Below are 19941 nucleotides of genomic sequence, written 5' to 3'. Positions count from 1 at the left end.
GTTTTCTATGGGCAAACATACCCAATTTAGAATACAGCCATGAACACCCCAGAAACTCCGAATGCCTGGATTATTTACCGACTGCTGCCCAACTTTCAGCGCTTACCCGTGGCGCAATTTCGCAGTCGCAGCGAAGCTGAATCTTCCCTGAAAGTCATCCGGCAAATGCTACCCAATACCGAATTAATACTTGCTTTCGAGGTTGGGTCAGAAAATCCAACTACCGAACTCAATCAGCCCCCTGCTAAAGAACCAAACTTGCCAACTTCAGTTAACCGAGAACTCTTGAAACTTTTCATTATCAGTTCTCGTCCTGTTGTTTGCCGTGTCATTCATTCTTTTCACCGCGATAATTTTGCCTGCGTTTCTGACTGGAGTCCGCTTGTCCCAACTCAAAATCCCGGTGAAGTGATGAGCGTCTTAATTAAACATTTTGCCGCTGACTCTTAGCGTTTAATTGAACAGTCCCGATCGTATTGATAGCGGTAAGGTGCGCAGTGCGCAGTGTGCACCCTACATCTACATCAGCGGGGTGATGCGTATTGGTAATAGCTTTAGCAATGTCAGTTTATTGAGTCATAAATTTATCGATCGATCTTTCTAGTCGATCAGACTGTCGTTGCGGGCGATCGCCAACTCAAGAACAATGATAAACTTGATATTCATACCCATCCACCGCAGGCAAATCTCGAGAGTCAAGCTGACATTTTTGTGCTGCTAAATTAACAGGTGCACGAAAATTAACCAACCACAAATCAAGCGGGCGTTCTAATTGACTGAGTGTTTTATAAAGTGTCCCTGCCGCTATTTCTGGTGCATCCCTTCTCTGATTAGCCAAAAGAAACAGCGGAGAATCAAAGGCTTTAACTTCTTCTTTCTTCCTAACATCCGTTACATCCGCTACAAAATCCGTTGCCGAACTTCTTTCCCATTCCCACCCTATCCCCATCAACTCTCCTATTTCTACATGAGTCTTTTGAGTAGTAGCAATTAACAAGGGAACTTTCGAGACTTCGCGGATAATCGGAATTAAAAGGTCTGGTTTGTAATATTTGCGATAGCCGAGATTGGAATTTACTGTCACACCGCTAAAAAAACCCATTGCTAAAATTAGCAGAACTGCTTTTTTGCCAGCAATTTCCACAGCAGGTAAATTAAACCATTGACTTTTTGCTGTAGGTGTGTTAAAAACAACCGCCAAGGTTGCTCCTAAAAGCAATATTACTCCCGGAAAGTATACGAAATTGTATCGAGCGCCGCGAGTTAGGTCAATCCCGAGAATATATGCAAAGCTGAAAAATAGGAAAATTGCTCCTAGCACAAATCCGCCGAAAATTACAGTACCTAAACGAGTATCGGTTGTTTTTAAGGAAGTTTTAAGAGCGCCTCTCAGCAGAGGAAGCGCCCAGATAAAAAATATTGCCATTGCGATCGCCGATGCAACTACTACTGCCAAATTTTGCGATTCCACCGGCAGCAGAGACATGACAGTGATCCATCCAGCTAAAGCTTGAAAAATCGGCCCGATCCAATCTAAAAATGTGCGATCGCCGCTGACTATCCAATTAGTTAGTTCGCTGCCGTATTTATTTGACAAAAATACCGGCAACCAAACTAAACCGCCAGCTAAAGTACCTATCGCTACTGCGAAAAACCGCCAGATGATTTTAAATTGCCAAATATTGGGCTGGTGGCTGTTGGAAATTGGCAATTTTTCATTAAACTGCTGCCAGATTACAGCAATTAATGCTATTGCTTCGGCACACAAAGTCAGTGTAAAAAAGTAGTGAACGGCAATTCCCAGACAGTTAATGACTACCCAAAGCAACAACACCCAAACAGGCATAGGAGCGCGATTTTGCAGTTGTTTGACAGCTAATGTAAAGCAAAAAAGAGAGGCAATAACTAATAAGATTCCTAAAGTGTAATGTCGAGCTTCTTGAGCGAGATAAATGCCGTAGGGAGAAACTGCCATCATTGCGGCCGCACATTGACCAACTAAACGAGAATTAAAAGCAAACTTGCCCAAAAAGTAAATAGCGGGAACTGAAATCACGCCCAATAATGCAGGAAAAGCTCGCCCAATCCAAACTAAACTATCCTCGGTCGGCCCAAACAACCGCATCCACCAGTGGGCGAGCATAAAATACACTGGTGGATGGTTGCTTTCTAGCAGCAAATTGCGGAGCACGTCGGCGGTGTCAGCATCGGGGCGCAATTGTAGCGGTTGTAATAATGTAGAAAGATCGATCGCGCGATCGATCGGCACTCCGCGAAAACTGTTGCCCAAACTAAAAACTAGAGTGGAAAACTCATCCGTCCACAGCGGTTTCGAGTCCAAATTGGCAAAGCGCAAAAAAAAGGCGATCGCCGTCCACAGAAATAGCAACAACAGTTGTTTTTTATTAATCATTAATTCAGTCATCTAAAGACAGTTTGCATTTTGCAGTTTGCAGTGGTGAGTTGTCAGTTCCAATAACAACTAACACCTCACCAAACTCCAAACTATTTTTGAACGTCCGTCACCCGCCAACTCAGCTTCATATTGATCCAAAAATTCCACAGAGTCACAGTTGCGATCGCAATCAACTTAGCCCAATATTCGTTTACCTTAAAAACATTAAACAGCACATTCACCAGCAGCACATTCATCATCAAGCCGATCAAACAAATCGTATTAAATTTCAACAGCCGTTTCAAGCCCTGGCGCTTTCCAGGCTGCCGCTTAGAAATATCGCGAAAAGTCCACAAATCGTTCCACAAAAAATTATTGATAATTGCCACTTCAGCAGAAAAGATTGCACTGCGAGTCAGCCCCAAACCGAGGACAGTCCGCAGCAGGTAAAAAACTCCCATATCCACAAACACGCCGCTGAAACCAACCACGCCAAACCGCAGGAATCGGCCCACCGGCCACCGGGCAAAGCGCAATCTGAGCAAGTGCCGCAAATACTCAATATACTGTTTCCAAGTAACTTTGCTCTCGCCTTCTTGTCGCTCCTGAAACACGTAGCCAACTTCTCCAATCCAGCGGATCTCCCCCCTGCCGAGCACTTCAATCAATATTTTGTAACCTGCAGGATTCATGGTTTTGCCGGCTATGCAACTGCGACGCACCATAAAATACCCGCTCATCGGATCGGAAACTCGGCCCACGACTCCGGGCAGTATAATTAATCCCAAAGTTTGAGCACCCCGCGATAAAAATCTCCTGACAAGGCTCCAGTCGCTCACCCCGCCCTCGCCAACGTGGCGGCTCGCAGCGGCCAAATCGGCTCCCCGCTGAATTTCTGCTAAAAGCTGCAACAGCGTCTCCGGGGGATGCTGCAAGTCGGCATCGATGACGCCCAAAACCTCGCCCCGAGCCACCTGCCACCCGCGAATTACCGCTGTGGAAAGTCCCCGCTCCTCTTCCCGGCGCATCACCCGCAATTGCGGATATTCCGGTGTCAGGGACAGGGCCACTTCCCAGGTGCGATCGGGGCTGTCGTCATCGACTACAATTAATTCGTAGTCGCCGGGAATGATGCCATCGAGCAATTGAGTCAATTGTTCCACAATACTTTTGATATTCTTGCCCTCGTTGTAGGTGGGAATGACGAGGGAAAAATAAATTTCCGCTGTGCGTGCGTCTGTAAAAGTTGAACAGAAATTCCGTAGAGCAGGAATTTGCAAAGGCCCAGACGGCACTGGCAAGAACTGATTTGCTTGGTAGATGCCCATAATTTCAGTGTCCAGAAAGTCAAGGATGGTTTGGTATTACTTGAGATTTTAAAATATCGTTCCTCTATAATTGATTGTTAAAATATAAAAATGTCTTTATTCTAGTCAGTAATTATGTAGTTGAGTGAAAAAGAAAACTGTGGATGCAATTCTCGATCGAGCTTTACAAGGTTACAACATCTCTACCGCAGAGGCTTTGGTACTTTTGCAGCAAAGAGATCCAGAAGCGCGAGCTTCTATTCAAACAACCGCTGACTTGCTCCGCCGCCGACAATCAGGGGATACTGTCACCTACGTTATCAATCGGAATATTAATTTTACTAACATTTGCGAGCAGCATTGCAGTTTCTGTGCATTCCGCCGCGACGAGGGAGATGAGGGCGCTTTTTGGTTAGATTCAGCCCAAATTCAGGAAAAGGCAACTGATGCAGTGCAGCGGGATGCAACGGAAATTTGTATGCAGGGGGGCTTAAATCTTCAAGCTAAGCTCAACGGCGCATTTTTACCTTATTATCTGGAATTGGTGAAAATCATTAAGGATAAGTTTCCTCAGTTGCACTTGCACGCTTTTTCGCCGCAAGAAATAGAATTTATTGCCAGAAAAGATAATCTTAGTTTCAGCTATGTAATTTCGGCTTTGCGGGATGCGGGAGTCGGTTCGATGCCGGGAACCGCAGCGGAAGTTCTCGACGATGCTGTGCGACGGGTGATTTGCCCGGAAAAACTAAATTCGGCAACTTGGTTAGAAATTGTGGGAACTGCTCACAGTCTGGGTTTGCCGACAACGAGTACGATGCTTTGCGGGCATATTGAGACGGCCCAACAGCAGGTTTTGCATTTAGAAAAAGTGCGATCGCTCCAACAAACTGCGATCGACCAAAACTATCGGGCACGCATCACAGAATTTATTTTATTGCCATTTGTCGGACAGCAAGCACCGGCACCTTTGCGGAGTCGAGTCGGCCGCGACCAACCAATTTTAGCAGATACATTGTTACTAACCGCAGTATCGAGAATCTTCTTAGGCAATTTGATTTCCAATCACCAACCCAGTTGGGTAAAATTAGGTTTAGATGGAGCTACAGAAGCGCTGAAATGGGGCTGCAACGACATCGGCGGTACATTGATGGAAGAGCACATTACAACCATGGCCGGTGCGGTTGGCGGCAGTTGTCAATCTGTCGAAGATTTGCAAAATGCGATTAGTTCTTTGGGGCGGAGTTATCAGCAAAGAGATACAATTTATCGACCTTTAGGGGTTGACAATTTGGCAGTAATAAGTAGTAGGATAAATTGAGCGATGTCTTATAGCGACTTCACCTCAATTATCAAAGTTAAACAAGCCTTTGGATTAACAACTGTAGAAGGGCCGCGATTTCTACCGCAAATAACTGCGATCGCTCCGAGTGCAACCCTGACAGATTTTTTGGCGAATAGTTTACCCGTAGCTGTGGCGACAGGTAGCGAAAAAGCTCGATCGGAAATGATTATTACTCCGGTACTGCTGGAAGTCAGGAAGGTTTTGCAGCAGAATATTAGCTTGTTTTCGGGGGAAGACTTTACGGTTGATTATGAAACTGGACTAAACGGGATTTGTGATTATTTGATTAGTCGTTCTCCAGAAATGTTGGAGATTGAAGCACCCGCAGTGGCGGTTGTTGAGGCTAAAAAAGCTGATTTGAAGACAGGAATTGGACAGTGCGTTGCAGAAATGGTGGCAATGCAGAAGTTTAATGAAGCGAAGGGGAAACCAATTTCAGTTATTTATGGGAGTGTCAGTAACGGCACGCAGTGGCGATTTCTCAAACTAGAGGAAAAAATTGTATCGATCGATCTTAATGACTATGCCTTGCCTCCGGTGGACGAAATTTTGGGAATGCTGGTTTGGATGGTACGAGATGGCTAATGGAAACCTCTCAGTTGGTAAAGCTTGTCAGATGCGAAGCGCGAAGTGCGTAACGTATCCTAGGAGTTTAGCCGATCGCACTTTCAACTTCTTCTAGCGCTTGACAACTTCCCACCTGCCAAGCACGTTCTACCGCAGTGGGGATAAGTTGTGCGATCGCGATTTCTGGAAAATTCGGACTACTATCGGATTCTACATACTCTCCATCTTGCAGCAAATAAATGAGAAGTCTGCCGCTGTCGTAAACCCATATTTCTGGAACTCCAATAATTTTATAGGCATCGATCTTAGTTTTAGAATTAACATCCGTCTCAATTGCCAAATCGGGCGGCGGATCGTCCGGTAAAAGTCGGCGGCGATTAATCATCCGCTGATAATTTAGAATATAAAAGCAAGCATCAGGTTCAACTCCTGCTGCACCTTCCCGCTTGAAAGTAGTAGAACCAAAGGGTTCATATCTTCTGCCCGCTGACTTGAGTAAAATTTTTACAATATCGGAAATTAAATCTTTCGGAATTTCCCGATCTAGTAAGGGAACCATCATTTCTAAGGTACTGTTGCTGTAGGCAATTCTGGTTCTTCGTTTTTCCCCTAATTCCTGCAAAATCGACTCGAATTCCAGCCAAGTTATATTGGGAATAGTTACGACACTGCCGGGAACAAGCTCGATCTGGCTAACAGGTTTGAGCACGGGGGTGATAACAATCATAAGCTGAATTGCGAGCTCGTTGTTAAGTTTGTGCTAAGGGCAGGCAGGATGCCTACCCCACAATAGTTTTTGGATATATCTGTTGAGTTTAGCACGGGCAACGAGAAGAGATTCGCGATCGCACTTTTGACTCAATTCTAGAAACATCGATCGCACATTTAGACTTCATTGCAACCGGATTAATTTGACTAACAGACTCATGATTTCTCCCTGATCGGGTGTAATAATGATGCGATTGTCGGGAATGGCGATCGGATGAGTCCAACGAACAGCTTCCTCGTAGCGCAATGCGTGCAGTTGGTGGATAGTTCGCCGTACCCCCAGCGGCGAACCGATGATGACGTGACGGACTGCTTCGCGATCGCCCTCAAAGGTTTGGTTGGTTAAAACATTGGGCGATGTTTGGTTCGATGATGAATCTTGCAACATAGCTTTGACTAATAATTTTGGACAGGTTTGATGCTTTGTAACGGTAAAACCGCGTACAATGACAGATTGAAGAAAAGACAACAATTCCCCTACAGCACAAGTGGCTTAGCTGGTGCTGTCTCGTCTTTATGTCTTTCCTTAGCGTAAACCAATTTACGGTCAAACGTCAAGCAATTTACGTAAATTAATTTACTATATGGGTCAAGCTGCTTGTGGAAATGCCGGAAAAATCAGAGCGATCGCCCCTAATGCGGCTCAGACTTAAGCGATCGCTGACCCAAAAGCAGCTAGCAGACGCACTTGGCGTTACAGAAACAACAGTAAGGAACTGGGAATCGGGGCGATCTGTACCGAAGCTAACGCCAGTTCAGTTCAAGAAATTGTTAAAGATTTTGCAAATTACTGTCGATGAATTACCAGACCAATTTGGTTTTCCTAGCGATGCTGATGGATAGAAAATGGAATATTATAATTGAGGCGTTTTATTTAAACGAACTCATACAATGTTTTGAAAAAAAAAGGAATATGAGACTTAACATCGCTATTTTGCTGGGAATAAAATCTCCCAATTTCTAACGATAGTTGCTCTCTAAATACCCAATCTTCCCGGCTAAAGTCACCGGATGGCTTAATTTGATGCCAATAATCCTTAGCTTTTTTAATTGTCAGCAAAACTGCGATCGACTGATTCCTATGCGTTTCATCTACAGCATTTTGAAACCGCTCTTTCCACGAAGCCTGAAAGTTTTTAACTTCTGTACAATCTAATCCCGAACAGTAACTAATGCGATCGAACGCTCTCTGTAGGTTGTTCTGTAAATCCAAGTCGCTACAAATTGCATCAGCCATATCCAGATAAATACTTGCGAGTACCGCAGGATTTCCCTGATAAATCGGCTCGTTACAACAATTCTCAAATATGGGTTGAAGTTCAGGTGTCAGAAAATATGCTTCTTTATGAATCAAACCTGTAATCCAGATCCGGTGCTCTCGCAGTGCGTTTTGCTCTTTCACCTGCGATTTTTCGTAAAGATCGAGAAAAATTGCCTCTGTATCTGTAAACTTCTCATTTTCTATCTTTTGCAGTTGCAAGTCTAAATCTATCATTGCAAAAAGTCGATCGGGATCTAAATATGAATTCTTCGTATCCTTTGTCTCCTGTTCGTGTAATATTGGAAGAGTAAAGTAGGTGTCTAATACATCTTTGCGATCGCCGCAGTTGAAAAATTCCGGTAACTTCTGTCTCCACCATGTCGGAACGCAAGCCTTATAAAAATTGGCATCCGGCATTTGCTCCATTGCTTTATAAGCTTGAGGTGACTCTCTACCCTGGGTCTCCCGAATATCACCTTCGCACAACACAACAATTTTGTTTTTAATTCTTGGCGATTGCAGAATGGCCTTGCAATGTTTTTTTAACTGTTCTGGACTAAGACTCATTTGTAATATTAGATTCTTGTTTTATCAGTTTTGGCTCTATTTCTTTAACGTGAACTGGTGTCAGAGCTTCACACAATGCGTAGGAGTGAGTTGCCAGAATATATTGATTGCTGGGCCCCCACTTTTCGAGGTCTGATTTAATTTGATATTGCCAATCTGGATGAAAAGCAATTTCAATTTCATCCATCAAAACAATAGCATCTTCTATGTTCCGGGACTTGAGCCATATATAAATGCTGAGTCTTTTGAGTTCGCCGTGACTTAAATCTTCTGGATATAGTTCTATCGTTTCACCATTATTATCCAAGTGAAAGTTGACACCAGCAAAATCTTCATCTAAATTTATCCTTTTATTTCCCAACAGCAAATTTAAGTCGTCAATTAGAGTTTGATAGTTATTGCCGTAGTTACGTGTTTTTATCGCTTCTCTGAAATCGCGATCGCGAGCAGCTTTAAAAGATTCAATAAGTAGCTCTACAGCAAGGAAGTCATAGGTAAACAAGCCTTGTAATTCAGATCGTGCTGATTCGAGTATACCATAATAATTATTGTCTCCGCTACTGGATTTTTTAAATAATAGTTCCCTAGATTTTTGCGGGAGAAATAAAAAAACCTGTGTCGCAGGAGCTGCTAGAAAAATTTTCTGCGATATCTTCTTTAGAAATGATTTTACTTGCTCCTGGCTTTGATTGTTAAAACGACATTTTAACTCTGTACTTGCTATGGTTGTCATATCATCTTCATCTTTAAACTTTTCAAGAGAACATATATATATGATATTATTTTCCTCATTGATATTTTCATCGTCGCCTCTATAATCATACTCTGGGAAGTATTTTTCTTCTTCAAAACCATTTTGACAATAAAATTCAAGTTTGACAATTTTTTTTCCATCCCAAATATCAATGATTGCTATTTTTTTTTCTTCCCAGCCCAAAATTTTAAATCCCTGAAGCAGATTCTGTATAAACGGTTTTTTCTCGTCATCAACAGAACAGTGCAGCAATACAAAAATTAACTGCAACAGCGTACTTTTACCGCCGCCATTTTGACTGCCAAGCGGAAAAATACTAGGAACAAAATCCTTTTCAAAAGTGATGTCTATATTTTTCAAACCGCGAAAATCAGGAACTTGAACTCGTAGCAAGTGCATAATAAACTCCTGGTGTTGGCTGGTATTTTTTATTGAAAGGCTCAGCCACAATCATTTTAGATTATAACTCACATCTTTTACTATTTTCATGAACAGGCTTTCCGGCCTGTTCCACAACATATTAAAATAATGCTTTTTCGCTGATTCCGGCAGTCCGCCAGGGGTTGAAACCCCTGTCTCAAAGCGAAAGTTCTCTGAAGAGGACTGAAGAACTCATTAGTCCTCTTCAGAGGACTTTAGCTATTAGCCAGGGAATTCATTCCCTGGCGGGCTGCCGGCCTTTCGGTTTAAGCGGGAGATGATACTAAACCTTAAACTTCTCCACAATCCGTCTCATCGCTTCTTCCACATTCTCCCGACTGTTAAACGCGGAAATGCGGAAATAACCCTCACCCGCCGCACCAAAACCAGAACCTGGTGTTCCCACCACATTGCAAGTTTCCAGCAACTTCTGAAAGAAATCCCAACTCGACAAACCGTGAGGCGTTTTCACCCACACATAAGGTGCATTTTCGCCACCAAAAACCTCGATTCCCGCCGCTGTCAATTTCTCGCGAATAATCGCAGCATTTTCCATGTAAAAATTGACTAAAGCCTGAATCTGTGCCTTGCCTGCCTCAGAATAAACCGCCTCAGCACCGCGCTGCACGATGTAAGAAACTCCGTTAAATTTAGTAGATTGGCGGCGGTTCCACAATTTCCAAATTTCGACATCGGAACCATCTGCTGCTTTTCCAGTCAAAGTCTTCGGTACAACTGTTAGCGCACAGCGAGTACCTGTAAAACCAGCATTTTTGGAAAAAGAACGAAATTCGATCGCACAATCCCGCGCCCCTTCAATTTCGTAGATAGAATGCGGTAAACTCGGATCGGTAATATACGCTTCGTAAGCCGCATCGAAGAAAATAATCGAACCGTTAGCCTTAGCATAATTTACCCAAGCTTGCAAGTGTTCCTTGGTTGCAGTTGCCCCCGTCGGGTTATTCGGAAAACACAAGTAAATTAAATCGACTTTTTTGTCTGTGGGAATTTGGGCAGTAAAATTGTTTTCTGCTGTAATTGGCAGGTAAACTAAGCCGCCGTATTCGCCATTTTCGTTCGCATCTCCCGTGTGTCCAGCCATCACGTTCGTGTCTACGTACACCGGATAAACTGGATCTGTAACTGCGATCGTGTTATTGTTGCCAAAGATATCGAGAATATTGCCACAATCGCACTTAGAACCATCAGAAATAAAGATTTCCGAAGCATCAACATCGCATCCCCGCGACTTGAAATCGTGCTCGGCAATTTTCTCCCGCAGCCACTCATAACCTTGTTCCGGGCCGTATCCTTTAAAGGTATCCCGCGAACCCATGTCTTCCACCGCCTTCACCATCGCCTCCCGACAAGCTTCCGGTAGTGGTTCAGTCACGTCGCCAATCCCCAGCCGAATGATGGGCGCTTCGGGATTCGCCTCTGCAAAGGCTTTCACCCTGCGCCCAATCTCGGGAAACAGGTAGCCGGCTTTGAGTTTGAGGTAGTTGTCGTTGATAGTTGCCATAGTTCGATCGCTACAAATGTCGTAGAATAGCTTACTGCTAATTGGCAGTTGACTGTTGACTGTTGACTGCTAACTGTTGACTGTTGACCGAAAAGCCCTAGGATTCATCCGTGAGAGTAATCCTAAAATTTAAAACCTAAAATCGGCAGGGTACTTGACCAAAAAATCAAATCTGCTTGTATAATCAGAATAGCGTGCAGTGCAGAAGCAATTATGGATGAGATCGAGTATGCCAAACTCTATCAAGAACTGGCGGCAATTCTGGATGAGTTTAATTTGGGTTGGGTAGTTCAACAAGTAGCGGATACTGTAGAGATAGGCAAAGTAATTGAAGAGCGATCGCTCAAACGAAAAACACCCCTGCTGAAGATAGAAGATTATACCGCAAAAGAACAACTTTTGCTGTTAATTGATGCTGTCGAACAAGCGACGGTTAACACTTCCGAAATGGAAGACGAAATTGCTTATTTCTTGAAAGTAGAATCAGAAACCTCTCCCCTCGGCACAAAAATTACCTTTGCCAATTCAGGTGCCGAAACTGCCAAAACAATCGAGTTTACCTCCAGCGTCACAGCCCCCCGTCACAAACAGGCGATCGCCCTCAAGCCATTGCTCGAAAAACTGCCTTTAGGGCCGAGCAACTACGCCATCAATTCCGAAATTAAAAGCAAATTAAAAAGCTCGATCGATCCCGATTTTAACACAGCGGCAGAACAATCCAGAATTTTTGATACTTACCTCTTCACCATTCTGCTAAAAGCTGTTGCTAATGAAGGCGGTACTATTTATTACAACAATGTTTTAGACGACGAAACACCGAAATATTTAACATTTAGAAAAACAGCGGGAAAAATCCACGGCACTGCACATCCATACACTCATGCTGTTGTGGAATTTCCAGACAAACCAGCCCTGGAAGTTCACCTAGGAGTAAAAGTGCAAGGTAGAGCCGGAGTTTTGCACAACTGTAACGTTTTAATTTTGTACCAAAAAGAAGCGAATATCTGCCGCTTGCTCAACCGCGAACCCCGGCACTCGCAGGTAATTTTAGCAGTAAAATCGGAACACAGCACCTCGGAACTAAAACTAGAAATGGCTGGTGCTTTTATCGGCTTAGCGTCAGACATTCGCTACGAAGGCGGCAGCTATTTCATTTCTAACAGTTACTCCCAACCCATAGCAAAACTGCTAACTACTGCTCGCAAAAAATGGGAACTCAACATTTTTCCTAGAGCCACAAACGATGTCCACCGGCTGATGTACTCGTTTCAAACTATCTTTAAAGACTTTAAGGCCAGAAACTAACATCAGGGAATTGGGAATCGGGCATCGGGAATTGGGAATTGGGCATCGGGAATTGGGAATTGGGCATCGGAATTAGTTAGTGTAGGACTTATGCGTAAATACCAAAGAAACCAGGTTTTTTACCAGTATTAAAGGCTCAAATCCAGTATTTAGTAAAAAAACGGTTTCTGCGTCTAGGACTATAGTGGTTAATGGTTACTGGTTAGTAGTTTTTCTAATAACAAATAAAAAACAACAAATTACCAATGCCCCATGCCCCATGCCCCATGCCCCATGCCCCATGCCCAATCCCCAATATAATTTATGATGTTGCGAGCACCAGAACCTTACGAATAATGTTTAAGAAAGATAAATCTTCCCTGCTGTTTACGATCGGAGCCGCCACACTTCTGATCGGTTTAGGCTTTGTCACCTACTACCTCGTCCTCTCCCGTGGCCCCGCCAAAAATTTGCCGGCGGGGGCAACCGTTGTCCCGCAAGATACGATGATGGCCCTATCCATCACCACCGATGAATCGCAGTGGAATAGACTGCGAGAGTTTGGCACGCCGGAGTCAAAAGCTTCGTTTGAGAGGTTTTTAAGCGAAATGCGCGATCGCCTCCTCACAAGCAACGGCTACGCCTACCAGCAAGACATTCAACCCTGGGTGGGTAACACAGCAATGGTAGCCTTTCTCCGCAACAAAATAGCTATACCAGCCCCCCCGCCCGCACCCAATGCGCCCCCGTCTCCGCCAATTCAACAGTCAGTGGCAATTATCCTGCCAATTGCCAACCCGATCAAAGCCAAAGAATTATTAGCAAAACCCAGACCCCTCAGCCAAGGAAAAATAGTTGAGCGTAATTATAAAGGCGTGCAAGTCACAGAAACTCAAGGCATACCCGATCGCAATTTCTCAGTCGCCGTACTCGGCACAAGCTATCTAGCAGTCACCACAGATTCTAGCGCTACAGACAGAATAATCGACACCTACAAAGGCGAACCTTCCCTAGCCAAAACCCCTGGCTATGCAGACGCCATAGACAAAATAAAAAGTTCGGGCGCTTTCGGTCAAATCTACGTCAATATGCCCGTTGCCGCCGCCTATGCCGCCGCCAACTCAGCCCGCGAAATTTCGGCGGAAAGCCTCGAAAAACTGCAACAAAATCAGGGATTTGCCACCACAGCGACGCTGGATGCAGAAGGAATTGCATTCAAATCAGTTTCTTGGCTAAAACCAGATTCTACCAGAAGGATAGCAGTAGAAAACAATGCTCTAAAAATGGTTAATCGCCTGCCAAGCAATACAATAATGATGGTATCCGGCGGCAACTTGCAGCGTTTGTGGCAAGACTATGTATTGGGAGCCGAGGCCAACCCAATTTCCCCGATTAATCCCCAAGTTTTGCGCACAGGTTTAAAATCCACTACGGGCATGGATTTAGATAAAGACTTGATGAACTGGATGGGGGGAGAATTTTCTCTATCATTAATACCAGCCCCCGCGCAGAATCCCAAAGACAAATTTGCTGCCGGATTTGTATTTATGGTGGAAACAAATAACCGCGGCGCTGCCGACAAATCCCTGAAACAGCTTGATGAAACGATGAAAATGAAAGGGTTTAGAGTTGAGGAAATTCAAGTCGGCGGCAAACCTGCGACAAAATGGACATCGCCGTTTGGAGGGATTACGGTAACTCGCGGCTGGATGAACGATGTAGCGTTTATGACAGTAGGAGCTCCAGTGGTTGATGCGATCGTTCCGGCACCGAAAAGTCCGCTTTTAAGCAGCGAACTGTTCCAGAAAACTGTACGATCGCAACTTAAACCCCACAACGGCAACTTCTTCATCGACACCGAGAGTGCGTTTAACCCGAAAAACCTAGCTTTGCCGGAGTTTCCTCCCAACCAAAAAATGTGGATAGACGCCACGCGGTCGATCGGCGTTACAGCCGCCGTCATTGGCGATCGTACCACCCGTTACGACGCTTTTGTCGGTCTCAAAAAATCCACCCAATCCACTCCTTCTGCAAATCCTTCACGGAGTCTTGCTTCACCGCGCCCTGCTTCACCGAGTCCTGCTTCACCGAGTCCCTCGCCCACCGTCCAAACTTCTCCCAACTAACTCTTAAATAGTTCAACAAATCCGCCTGGACAGCCCATTAAACAGCAACATGGCAACAAATTAAAACCGAAAGACAGCCGCCAGAAGCAAGAAGTAAGAAGCAAGAACAAGACTTACGCATACGCACTAAAGAAACCGGGTTTTTTATCGTTTCTGTGGGCTGCAACGAATTATTTTCGTTAAAAAACCCGGTTTCTATGCAGCCCTGCGTCCATTAATACCAAAGCAACCGAGTTTTTTAAGCCTTGGACTGCAACTAAGTGTTTTCGTAAAAAAACTCGGTTTCTGGGTCCAGGAATGAAGAAGCAATCGACCGTTTCTGACGCACCCTACTCTATGTGCCCGTTGCGTCCATAACTTCTTATTTTTTTCATAACTTTTATTGTCGGCAATTGTAGAGCCGGCTTTTTTTGTTTTTTATAAAAGGAAAGGAAAGATTTTTTCCCGGCATTTTTCCCGGTCAGTCCAGAGCGCAAAAACCAGTTTTTTTTAACCGCCATACTTCGTTCACACTCTCACTAATATAAAAAAAAACTGGTTTCTCGGCGTCGCAGTGCGTCAAGGAAACCCTATTTTTTTATATGTCATCCGGAAGATACAGATTCTAGGCATTGCGAGTTATATTTAGATTGTGGAGAAGATACGCTCGGGGAATTGCAAATGCAGAGGCAAATTTTACAGGGAAATTTTCCTCAGTGAGTCGGGAAAGTGAGTCTTGAACGCACTTGCAGTCCGAAACCCGGTAGCTTCATAAATATAAAGTCTTTAACCGCAATTTATCAGAGAAACTGGGTTTCTTTACCTAATTTCTGTGATTTATATATTTTACCCATTAAGAACTTATGAAAACCGCCAAAAATATTCAAATACAGGCTAAATTTCTGTCTAAAAAAAGAATAAGCAAACTGGCAGTTTCTCTGCCAATTATCTTAATAAACCTTTACTTTTTGCAAGCAAAAGCCGAAGGTCAAACCATTGTTCCAGCGGCAGAGGGAACGAACACAACAGTCACTAGCGAACCCCAAAGCGGAACTCCTGGGCAGCAAACTCGCTTCGATATTCAAGGCGGGCAATTATCGAGCGATAAAGCAAATCTTTTCCACAGTTTTACAGAATTCGGCTTGTCGGAAAATCAGATTGCCAACTTTATATCAAACCCCAACATTCGCAACATTTTAGCGGGCATAGGCGGCGGTAAACCCTCGATTATTAACGGCTTAATTCAAGTAACCGGCGGCAATTCTAACTTGTTTCTGATGAATCCATCCGGCATCATATTTGGCAACAGTGCCAGCTTAAACGTGCCGGCTTCTTTCACAGCAACCACCGCCACCGCTATTGGATTTGGTTCTAACTCGTTTAACGCCAACGGTACTAACACCTACACATCTCTGACAGGCGCGCCCAATTCCTTTGCTTTTGGGGCGGATCGAGCAGGGGCAATTATCAGCACGGCAGACTTAGCAGTCAAGTCAGGGCAGAACTTAACCTTGCTCGGCGGCACCGTTGTCAGCACCGGCAGCCTTTCGGCCCCAGGCGGTCAAATTACCGTAGCATCAGTCTCCGGGACAAATTTAGTGCGCGTCAGCCAGCGAGGCAATTTGCTGAGTTTGGAAATCGAGCCGCCCTCGGGGACGAGCAGCACTCTAACATCCAGCGCGACAGCTTCGACATTGCCGATCGCATCCTTGCCCGAACTGCTCACAGGCATCGGTGAAACAAACGCTACAGGCCTCAGCGTCAATGCCAGCGGTGAAGTGGTACTCACGGCGTCTAACCGAGCAGTAGCTGCGGGGGACGTTGCAGTAAAAGATGCAAACGCTCAGGCGATCGCAATTCAAGCAGCCAACACCATTGCAGTCAGCGGAAACCTGACGAGTTCCCAAGGCGGCGCGATCGCCCTAGAAGCTAGTGGCGACATTCGCACTGTCGATATCGACTCCCACTCCGACACCACCGCAGGAGGCAACATCACCGTCACCAGCCGTACAGGAAAAGTAGAAACAGGCAATATCAACGCAGGGTCGATCGACAAAAACAGCAACGCCGGAGACGTTAGTATTGCAGCACCCTCAAGCAGCATTCAAACAGGGTTCATAGACGCCAACTCCGAAGAAAAACAAGGCGGCGCAGTCACCCTCAACGCCCGCAACGACATCGAAGTAACCCATATCAACACCGAAGGCCGAACAGCCGGAGGAGATATTGACATTACAGCCGGCGGTAATTTCCGAGCTACAGGCACTTTCACAAACGATAACAACTGCTTGTCGCAAGCTTGCAGCATTAGCGCATCCACTACTGGTAGCGCTAATGGTGGAGATATCACCATTCGCCACGGTGGCGAAGCCTCGAACACTCCTTTCGGCGTCGGCCCCGACTATAACACCCGCAACGGTACTGCTGGCAGCATTGCCACTGGGGGTCCAAAGAAGGAAAATGTTATTACACAGGGAGGTTATTTCAGCCCCAGCCCTCAGATAGTACAGCCGACGCAAATTAACATTACGGCTTCTTCAGTATCGCCAGCACCAGCACCAGCACCAGCACCAGCACCAGCGCCAGCACCAGCGCCAGCACCAGCCCCTGCGCCGACACCAGCGCCAGCACCAGCACCAGCGCCAGCACCAGCGCCAGCACCAGCCCCTGCGCCGACACCAGCGCCTGCACCCGCACCAGCACCAGCGCCGACACCAGCGCCTGCACCCGCACCAGCCCCTGCGCCGACACCAGCCCCAGCACCAGCGCCGACACCCGCACCGACACCAGCACCAGCGCCGACACCCGCACCGACACCAGCACCAGCGCCGACACCCGCACCAGCGCCAGCCCCAGCGCCGACACCCGCACCAGCGCCAGCCCCAGCGCCGACACCCGCACCAACGCCAGCCCCAGCGCCGACACCCGTGCCAGCACCAGCCCCAGCCCCAGCCCCAGCCCCAGCGCCGACACCGCCGACACCGCCGACACCGCCGACACCAGCACCAGCACCAGCACCAGCCCCAGCACCAGCACCAGCGCCAGCCCCAGCGCCGACACCGCCGACACCGCCGACACCGCCGACACCGCCGACACCAGCGCCAGCACCAGCACCAGCACCAGCCCCAGCACCGACACCAGCACCAGCGCCGACACCAGCACCAGCGCCAGCGCCAGCACCAGCGCCGACACCAGCGCCAGCACCAGCGCCAGCACCAGCGCCGACACCAGCACCCGCACCAGCACCAGCGCCAGCACCAGCGCCAGCACCAGCGCCAGCACCAGCGCCGACACCAGCGCCGGTATCAAATGTGCCGGTATCAAATGTGCCGCTCGCACCGACAATTACTCAAAATCCAGCACCGGTATCAAACGTGCCGATCGCACCGACAATTACTCAAAATCCAGCGCCGGTATCAAATGTGCCGCTCGCACCGACAATTACTCAAAATCCAGCGCCGGTATCAAATGTGCCGCTCGCACCGACAATTACTCAAAATCCAGCACCGGTATCAAACGTGCCGATCGCACCGACAATTACTCAAAATCCAGCGCCGGTATCAAACGTGCCGATCGCACCGACAATTACTCAAAATCCAGCACCGGTATCAAACGTGCCGATCGCACCGACAATTACTCCAAATCCAGCGGTTGCGCCTGCTGCTGCGCCCATAAATCTCGCACCGATACCTACACCGGAGCTCGCAGCCAACCAGCCACCCAGCACAAATCATTTATTTTCGCCCAGCTTGCAACAGCAAAACCAGATATCTAATTCCTTGCAACAGCGCATTTCACCTCCCGCGTCCCGCAATATTGACGCTTCCAATTCGCCAACTAACGTCGGCGCCGTTATTTTTCCCGTCGAGGAGAGATTTACCAGGGAGTTTGTCGATTACCTAAATTTGCCATCAACAACTGCGATCGCCACCCTAGAAGATGCCCAAAATACCCTTCGCAGTGTCCAACAAGCCACAGGCATCAAACCAGCTCTCATTTATATCAGCTTTGTACCCAAGGGTTCTACAGTCGATCGGCCTTACAGCAGTTCGCCCATCTTGCGCTTAGAACAGCAAATTCAAGCCTCTGACGAACTGGAAATGATGGCGATCACCCCGGAAGGTTTGCCCGTTCGCCAGCGCATCCCTGGAACCTCTCGCGCCCAGGTAATGGAAGCTGTTCGGAAATTTCGCGATGAACTCACTAATCCGGTAAAGCGCAATACTAAAAGTTATTTGCCCTTGGCTCAGCAGCTCTACCAGTGGATGGTAGCGCCGCTGGAAGCAGAACTGCAAGCCAAAGGCATTGAGAATTTATCTTTTATCTCAGATATGGGGTTGCGATCGATACCGATGGGCGCCCTGCACGACGGCAAAGGCTTTCTGGTAGAGCGTTACAGTGTTGGCTCAATGCCGAGTCTGAGTTTGACAGATAGCAGCCCCGCCAATTTCAAAAATACCCAAGTTCTGGCAATGGGGGCGTCGCAATTTGCAGATATGAGTCCTTTGCCTGCGGTGGAAATAGAAGTATCGACAATCACGCCGCAGCAGTGGCCGGGTAAGTCTTTCTTGAACGAAGCTTTCACCCTGGCGAATTTGAAATCGCAGCGCCAGCAGCAGCCTTTTGGGATGATTCACTTGGCTACTCACGCCGAATTTCGATCGGGAGACCCCAGCCAATCCTTTATTCAGTTGTGGGATACTAAATTGCGTTTGGATCAGTTGCGGCAAATGGGATGGCACAGCCCGCAAGTGGAAATGTTAGTTTTGAGTGCTTGCAGGACTGCTGTGGGCGATCGGGAGGCCGAGTTGGGCTTTGGCGGTTTAGCCGTGCAAGCCGGGGTTAAATCGGCTCTGGCGACTCTTTGGTATGTCAGCGACGAGGGCAGTTTGGGATTGATGACAGAGTTTTACGGGCAGTTAAAAACTGCTCCGATTAAAACAGAAGCACTGCGGCAAGCCCAATTAGCGATGTTGCGCCAAGACGTGCGAATTGAAGGGGGGATGCTGCACACTTCTGTTGGCAATCTGCCACTACCTCCGGAATTGGCAAAGATGGCGAATCAGAATTTCTCTCATCCTTATTATTGGTCTGCTTTTAGAATGATTGGCAATCCTTGGTGAAAAGAGAGGACTTACGCAGAACCTCTATCTGTAGGGTGCTTATGGTTAGCCCTGTCTGGCGTGCGCTCAAACTCCAGCCCAGTCCGCGATGGTTCCTCACGGGCAATTGTCAGCGGAGTTTTAACGGCAACGGTCGCTGGCGTGATGATTAAGGGCACAACCAGCCAGCTCTATCAAGGCGACCGTTGCCGTGATTCGACCCGGCTGGCGTAATCGGCCGCTTAAAAGCATGGCTGGCGTGTCGGACAATAGATAGTTGAGTACCATCACAGGCGAGCGCATCTGGACACTGGTTCGCCACCATCAAGTTACTGGAGACACCAGAAATGTTGAATGCTGTTTTTGAGCGGTTTGTGCACTCGAGTCCAATCAGTGTCATGGCAAGAGGGTTGATGGAAGGAGTGCTCGCACCCTCTGCCATCGATCGGATTTTTGAAGCCAACGCTCAAGCTCAGTACACCAGAGAATTATTATTTTTCAGTTTAGTCAATTTAATCAGTTTGGTCGTCTGTGGAATTTACCCATC

At 46.8% G+C, this 19941-nt stretch carries 14 protein-coding genes and 1 pseudogene; 8 read left to right on the top strand and 7 right to left on the bottom strand.

Features of this window, described 5'->3' with window-relative positions; all coding sequences use genetic code 11:
- Nucleotides 1–39: 39 nt before the first annotated feature.
- Entirely contained in the window at nucleotides 40–450 is a 411-nt protein-coding gene (locus QUA78_RS23260; RefSeq protein WP_333301467.1) for a hypothetical protein, read from the top strand.
- 187 nt (nucleotides 451–637) lie between these two features.
- Here the strand turns inward: QUA78_RS23260 and QUA78_RS23255 are convergent, their stop codons facing one another.
- Together QUA78_RS23255 and QUA78_RS23250 are read right to left on the bottom strand one after the other, a co-directional pair.
- Nucleotides 638–2425: a glycosyltransferase family 39 protein gene (locus QUA78_RS23255; RefSeq protein WP_333301466.1), complete on the bottom strand. Its 1788-nt coding sequence runs from the start codon at nucleotides 2423–2425 to the stop codon at nucleotides 638–640.
- 80 nt (nucleotides 2426–2505) lie between these two features.
- Nucleotides 2506–3723, bottom strand: a complete 1218-nt coding sequence (locus tag QUA78_RS23250) for a glycosyltransferase (protein WP_333301465.1) — start codon at nucleotides 3721–3723, stop codon at nucleotides 2506–2508.
- Nucleotides 3724–3847: 124 nt separating this feature from the next.
- Here QUA78_RS23250 and cofH point away from each other — a divergent pair, with 124 nt between their 5' ends.
- Together cofH and QUA78_RS23240 are read left to right on the top strand one after the other, a co-directional pair.
- The gene (cofH, locus tag QUA78_RS23245) at nucleotides 3848–5020 is read left to right on the top strand and encodes a 7,8-didemethyl-8-hydroxy-5-deazariboflavin synthase subunit CofH (protein WP_333301463.1); all 1173 of its coding nucleotides are present in this window, start codon (nucleotides 3848–3850) and stop codon (nucleotides 5018–5020) included.
- 3 nt (nucleotides 5021–5023) lie between these two features.
- Nucleotides 5024–5629: a hypothetical protein gene (locus QUA78_RS23240; RefSeq protein ID WP_333301462.1), complete on the top strand. Its 606-nt coding sequence runs from the start codon at nucleotides 5024–5026 to the stop codon at nucleotides 5627–5629.
- Nucleotides 5630–5696: 67 nt separating this feature from the next.
- On the opposite strand, the gene QUA78_RS23235 is transcribed toward QUA78_RS23240, so the two are convergent.
- Both QUA78_RS23235 and QUA78_RS23230 read right to left on the bottom strand, forming a co-directional pair.
- The gene (locus QUA78_RS23235) at nucleotides 5697–6338 is read right to left on the bottom strand and encodes a Uma2 family endonuclease (protein ID WP_333301461.1); all 642 of its coding nucleotides are present in this window, start codon (nucleotides 6336–6338) and stop codon (nucleotides 5697–5699) included.
- Nucleotides 6339–6503: 165 nt separating this feature from the next.
- The gene (locus QUA78_RS23230) at nucleotides 6504–6767 is read right to left on the bottom strand and encodes a hypothetical protein (protein WP_172186722.1); all 264 of its coding nucleotides are present in this window, start codon (nucleotides 6765–6767) and stop codon (nucleotides 6504–6506) included.
- A 218-nt stretch (nucleotides 6768–6985) separates the two neighbouring features.
- Between QUA78_RS23230 and QUA78_RS23225 the strand changes: the two genes are divergently transcribed.
- The gene (locus QUA78_RS23225; RefSeq protein ID WP_333301460.1) at nucleotides 6986–7222 is read left to right on the top strand and encodes a helix-turn-helix transcriptional regulator; all 237 of its coding nucleotides are present in this window, start codon (nucleotides 6986–6988) and stop codon (nucleotides 7220–7222) included.
- Between the two features lie 31 nt (nucleotides 7223–7253).
- On the opposite strand, the gene QUA78_RS23220 is transcribed toward QUA78_RS23225, so the two are convergent.
- The 3 genes from QUA78_RS23220 to QUA78_RS23210 form a co-directional block, all read right to left on the bottom strand.
- A complete protein-coding gene (locus tag QUA78_RS23220; RefSeq protein ID WP_333301459.1) occupies nucleotides 7254–8207 on the bottom strand; it encodes a hypothetical protein in 954 nt (317 codons plus the stop codon).
- Nucleotides 8197–9360 (bottom strand): AAA family ATPase, encoded by a 1164-nt coding sequence (locus QUA78_RS23215; RefSeq protein ID WP_333301458.1) that lies wholly within the window; start codon nucleotides 9358–9360, stop codon nucleotides 8197–8199. The genes QUA78_RS23220 and QUA78_RS23215 overlap by 11 nt, the downstream gene beginning before the upstream one ends.
- 304 nt (nucleotides 9361–9664) lie before the next feature.
- Nucleotides 9665–10903 (bottom strand): LL-diaminopimelate aminotransferase, encoded by a 1239-nt coding sequence (locus tag QUA78_RS23210; RefSeq protein WP_333399041.1) that lies wholly within the window; start codon nucleotides 10901–10903, stop codon nucleotides 9665–9667.
- Between the two features lie 213 nt (nucleotides 10904–11116).
- On the opposite strand from QUA78_RS23210, the gene QUA78_RS23205 reads away from it, so the two are divergent.
- The 4 genes and pseudogenes from QUA78_RS23205 to QUA78_RS23190 form a co-directional block, all read left to right on the top strand.
- Nucleotides 11117–12208, top strand: a complete 1092-nt coding sequence (locus QUA78_RS23205) for a hypothetical protein (protein ID WP_333399040.1) — start codon at nucleotides 11117–11119, stop codon at nucleotides 12206–12208.
- A 335-nt stretch (nucleotides 12209–12543) separates the two neighbouring features.
- Nucleotides 12544–14313 carry a DUF3352 domain-containing protein gene (locus QUA78_RS23200; protein WP_333306266.1) on the top strand — a complete coding sequence of 590 codons (1770 nt, stop codon included), beginning with the start codon at nucleotides 12544–12546 and terminating at the stop codon, nucleotides 14311–14313.
- Between the two features lie 842 nt (nucleotides 14314–15155).
- Nucleotides 15156–19415: a CHAT domain-containing protein gene (locus tag QUA78_RS23195; protein ID WP_333306268.1), complete on the top strand. Its 4260-nt coding sequence runs from the start codon at nucleotides 15156–15158 to the stop codon at nucleotides 19413–19415.
- Between the two features lie 326 nt (nucleotides 19416–19741).
- Nucleotides 19742–19941, top strand: a pseudogene (locus QUA78_RS23190) (hypothetical protein); the annotation flags it as partial.

The sequence above is a fragment of the Microcoleus sp. K4-B3 genome, assembly GCF_036704615.1.
GTDB lineage: Bacteria > Cyanobacteriota > Cyanobacteriia > Cyanobacteriales > Microcoleaceae > Microcoleus.
Note: the sequence above shows the minus strand (reverse complement) of the source record. Positions and strands in the feature narration are given on the sequence as shown.

What these genes read in the sequence shown, in the direction of transcription:
- QUA78_RS23260 (WP_333301467.1), top strand. Translation starts at nt 40, where the DNA reads ATGAACACCCCAGAAACTCCGAATGCCTGGATTATTTACCGACTGCTG.
- QUA78_RS23255 (WP_333301466.1), bottom strand. Translation starts at nt 2,425, where the DNA reads ATGACTGAATTAATGATTAATAAAAAACAACTGTTGTTGCTATTTCTG.
- QUA78_RS23250 (WP_333301465.1), bottom strand. Translation starts at nt 3,723, where the DNA reads ATGGGCATCTACCAAGCAAATCAGTTCTTGCCAGTGCCGTCTGGGCCT.
- QUA78_RS23240 (WP_333301462.1), top strand. Translation starts at nt 5,024, where the DNA reads ATGTCTTATAGCGACTTCACCTCAATTATCAAAGTTAAACAAGCCTTT.
- QUA78_RS23235 (WP_333301461.1), bottom strand. Translation starts at nt 6,338, where the DNA reads ATGATTGTTATCACCCCCGTGCTCAAACCTGTTAGCCAGATCGAGCTT.
- QUA78_RS23230 (WP_172186722.1), bottom strand. Translation starts at nt 6,767, where the DNA reads ATGTTGCAAGATTCATCATCGAACCAAACATCGCCCAATGTTTTAACC.
- QUA78_RS23225 (WP_333301460.1), top strand. Translation starts at nt 6,986, where the DNA reads ATGCCGGAAAAATCAGAGCGATCGCCCCTAATGCGGCTCAGACTTAAG.
- QUA78_RS23220 (WP_333301459.1), bottom strand. Translation starts at nt 8,207, where the DNA reads ATGAGTCTTAGTCCAGAACAGTTAAAAAAACATTGCAAGGCCATTCTG.
- QUA78_RS23215 (WP_333301458.1), bottom strand. Translation starts at nt 9,360, where the DNA reads ATGCACTTGCTACGAGTTCAAGTTCCTGATTTTCGCGGTTTGAAAAAT.
- QUA78_RS23210 (WP_333399041.1), bottom strand. Translation starts at nt 10,903, where the DNA reads ATGGCAACTATCAACGACAACTACCTCAAACTCAAAGCCGGCTACCTG.
- QUA78_RS23205 (WP_333399040.1), top strand. Translation starts at nt 11,117, where the DNA reads ATGGATGAGATCGAGTATGCCAAACTCTATCAAGAACTGGCGGCAATT.
- QUA78_RS23200 (WP_333306266.1), top strand. Translation starts at nt 12,544, where the DNA reads ATGTTTAAGAAAGATAAATCTTCCCTGCTGTTTACGATCGGAGCCGCC.
- QUA78_RS23195 (WP_333306268.1), top strand. Translation starts at nt 15,156, where the DNA reads ATGAAAACCGCCAAAAATATTCAAATACAGGCTAAATTTCTGTCTAAA.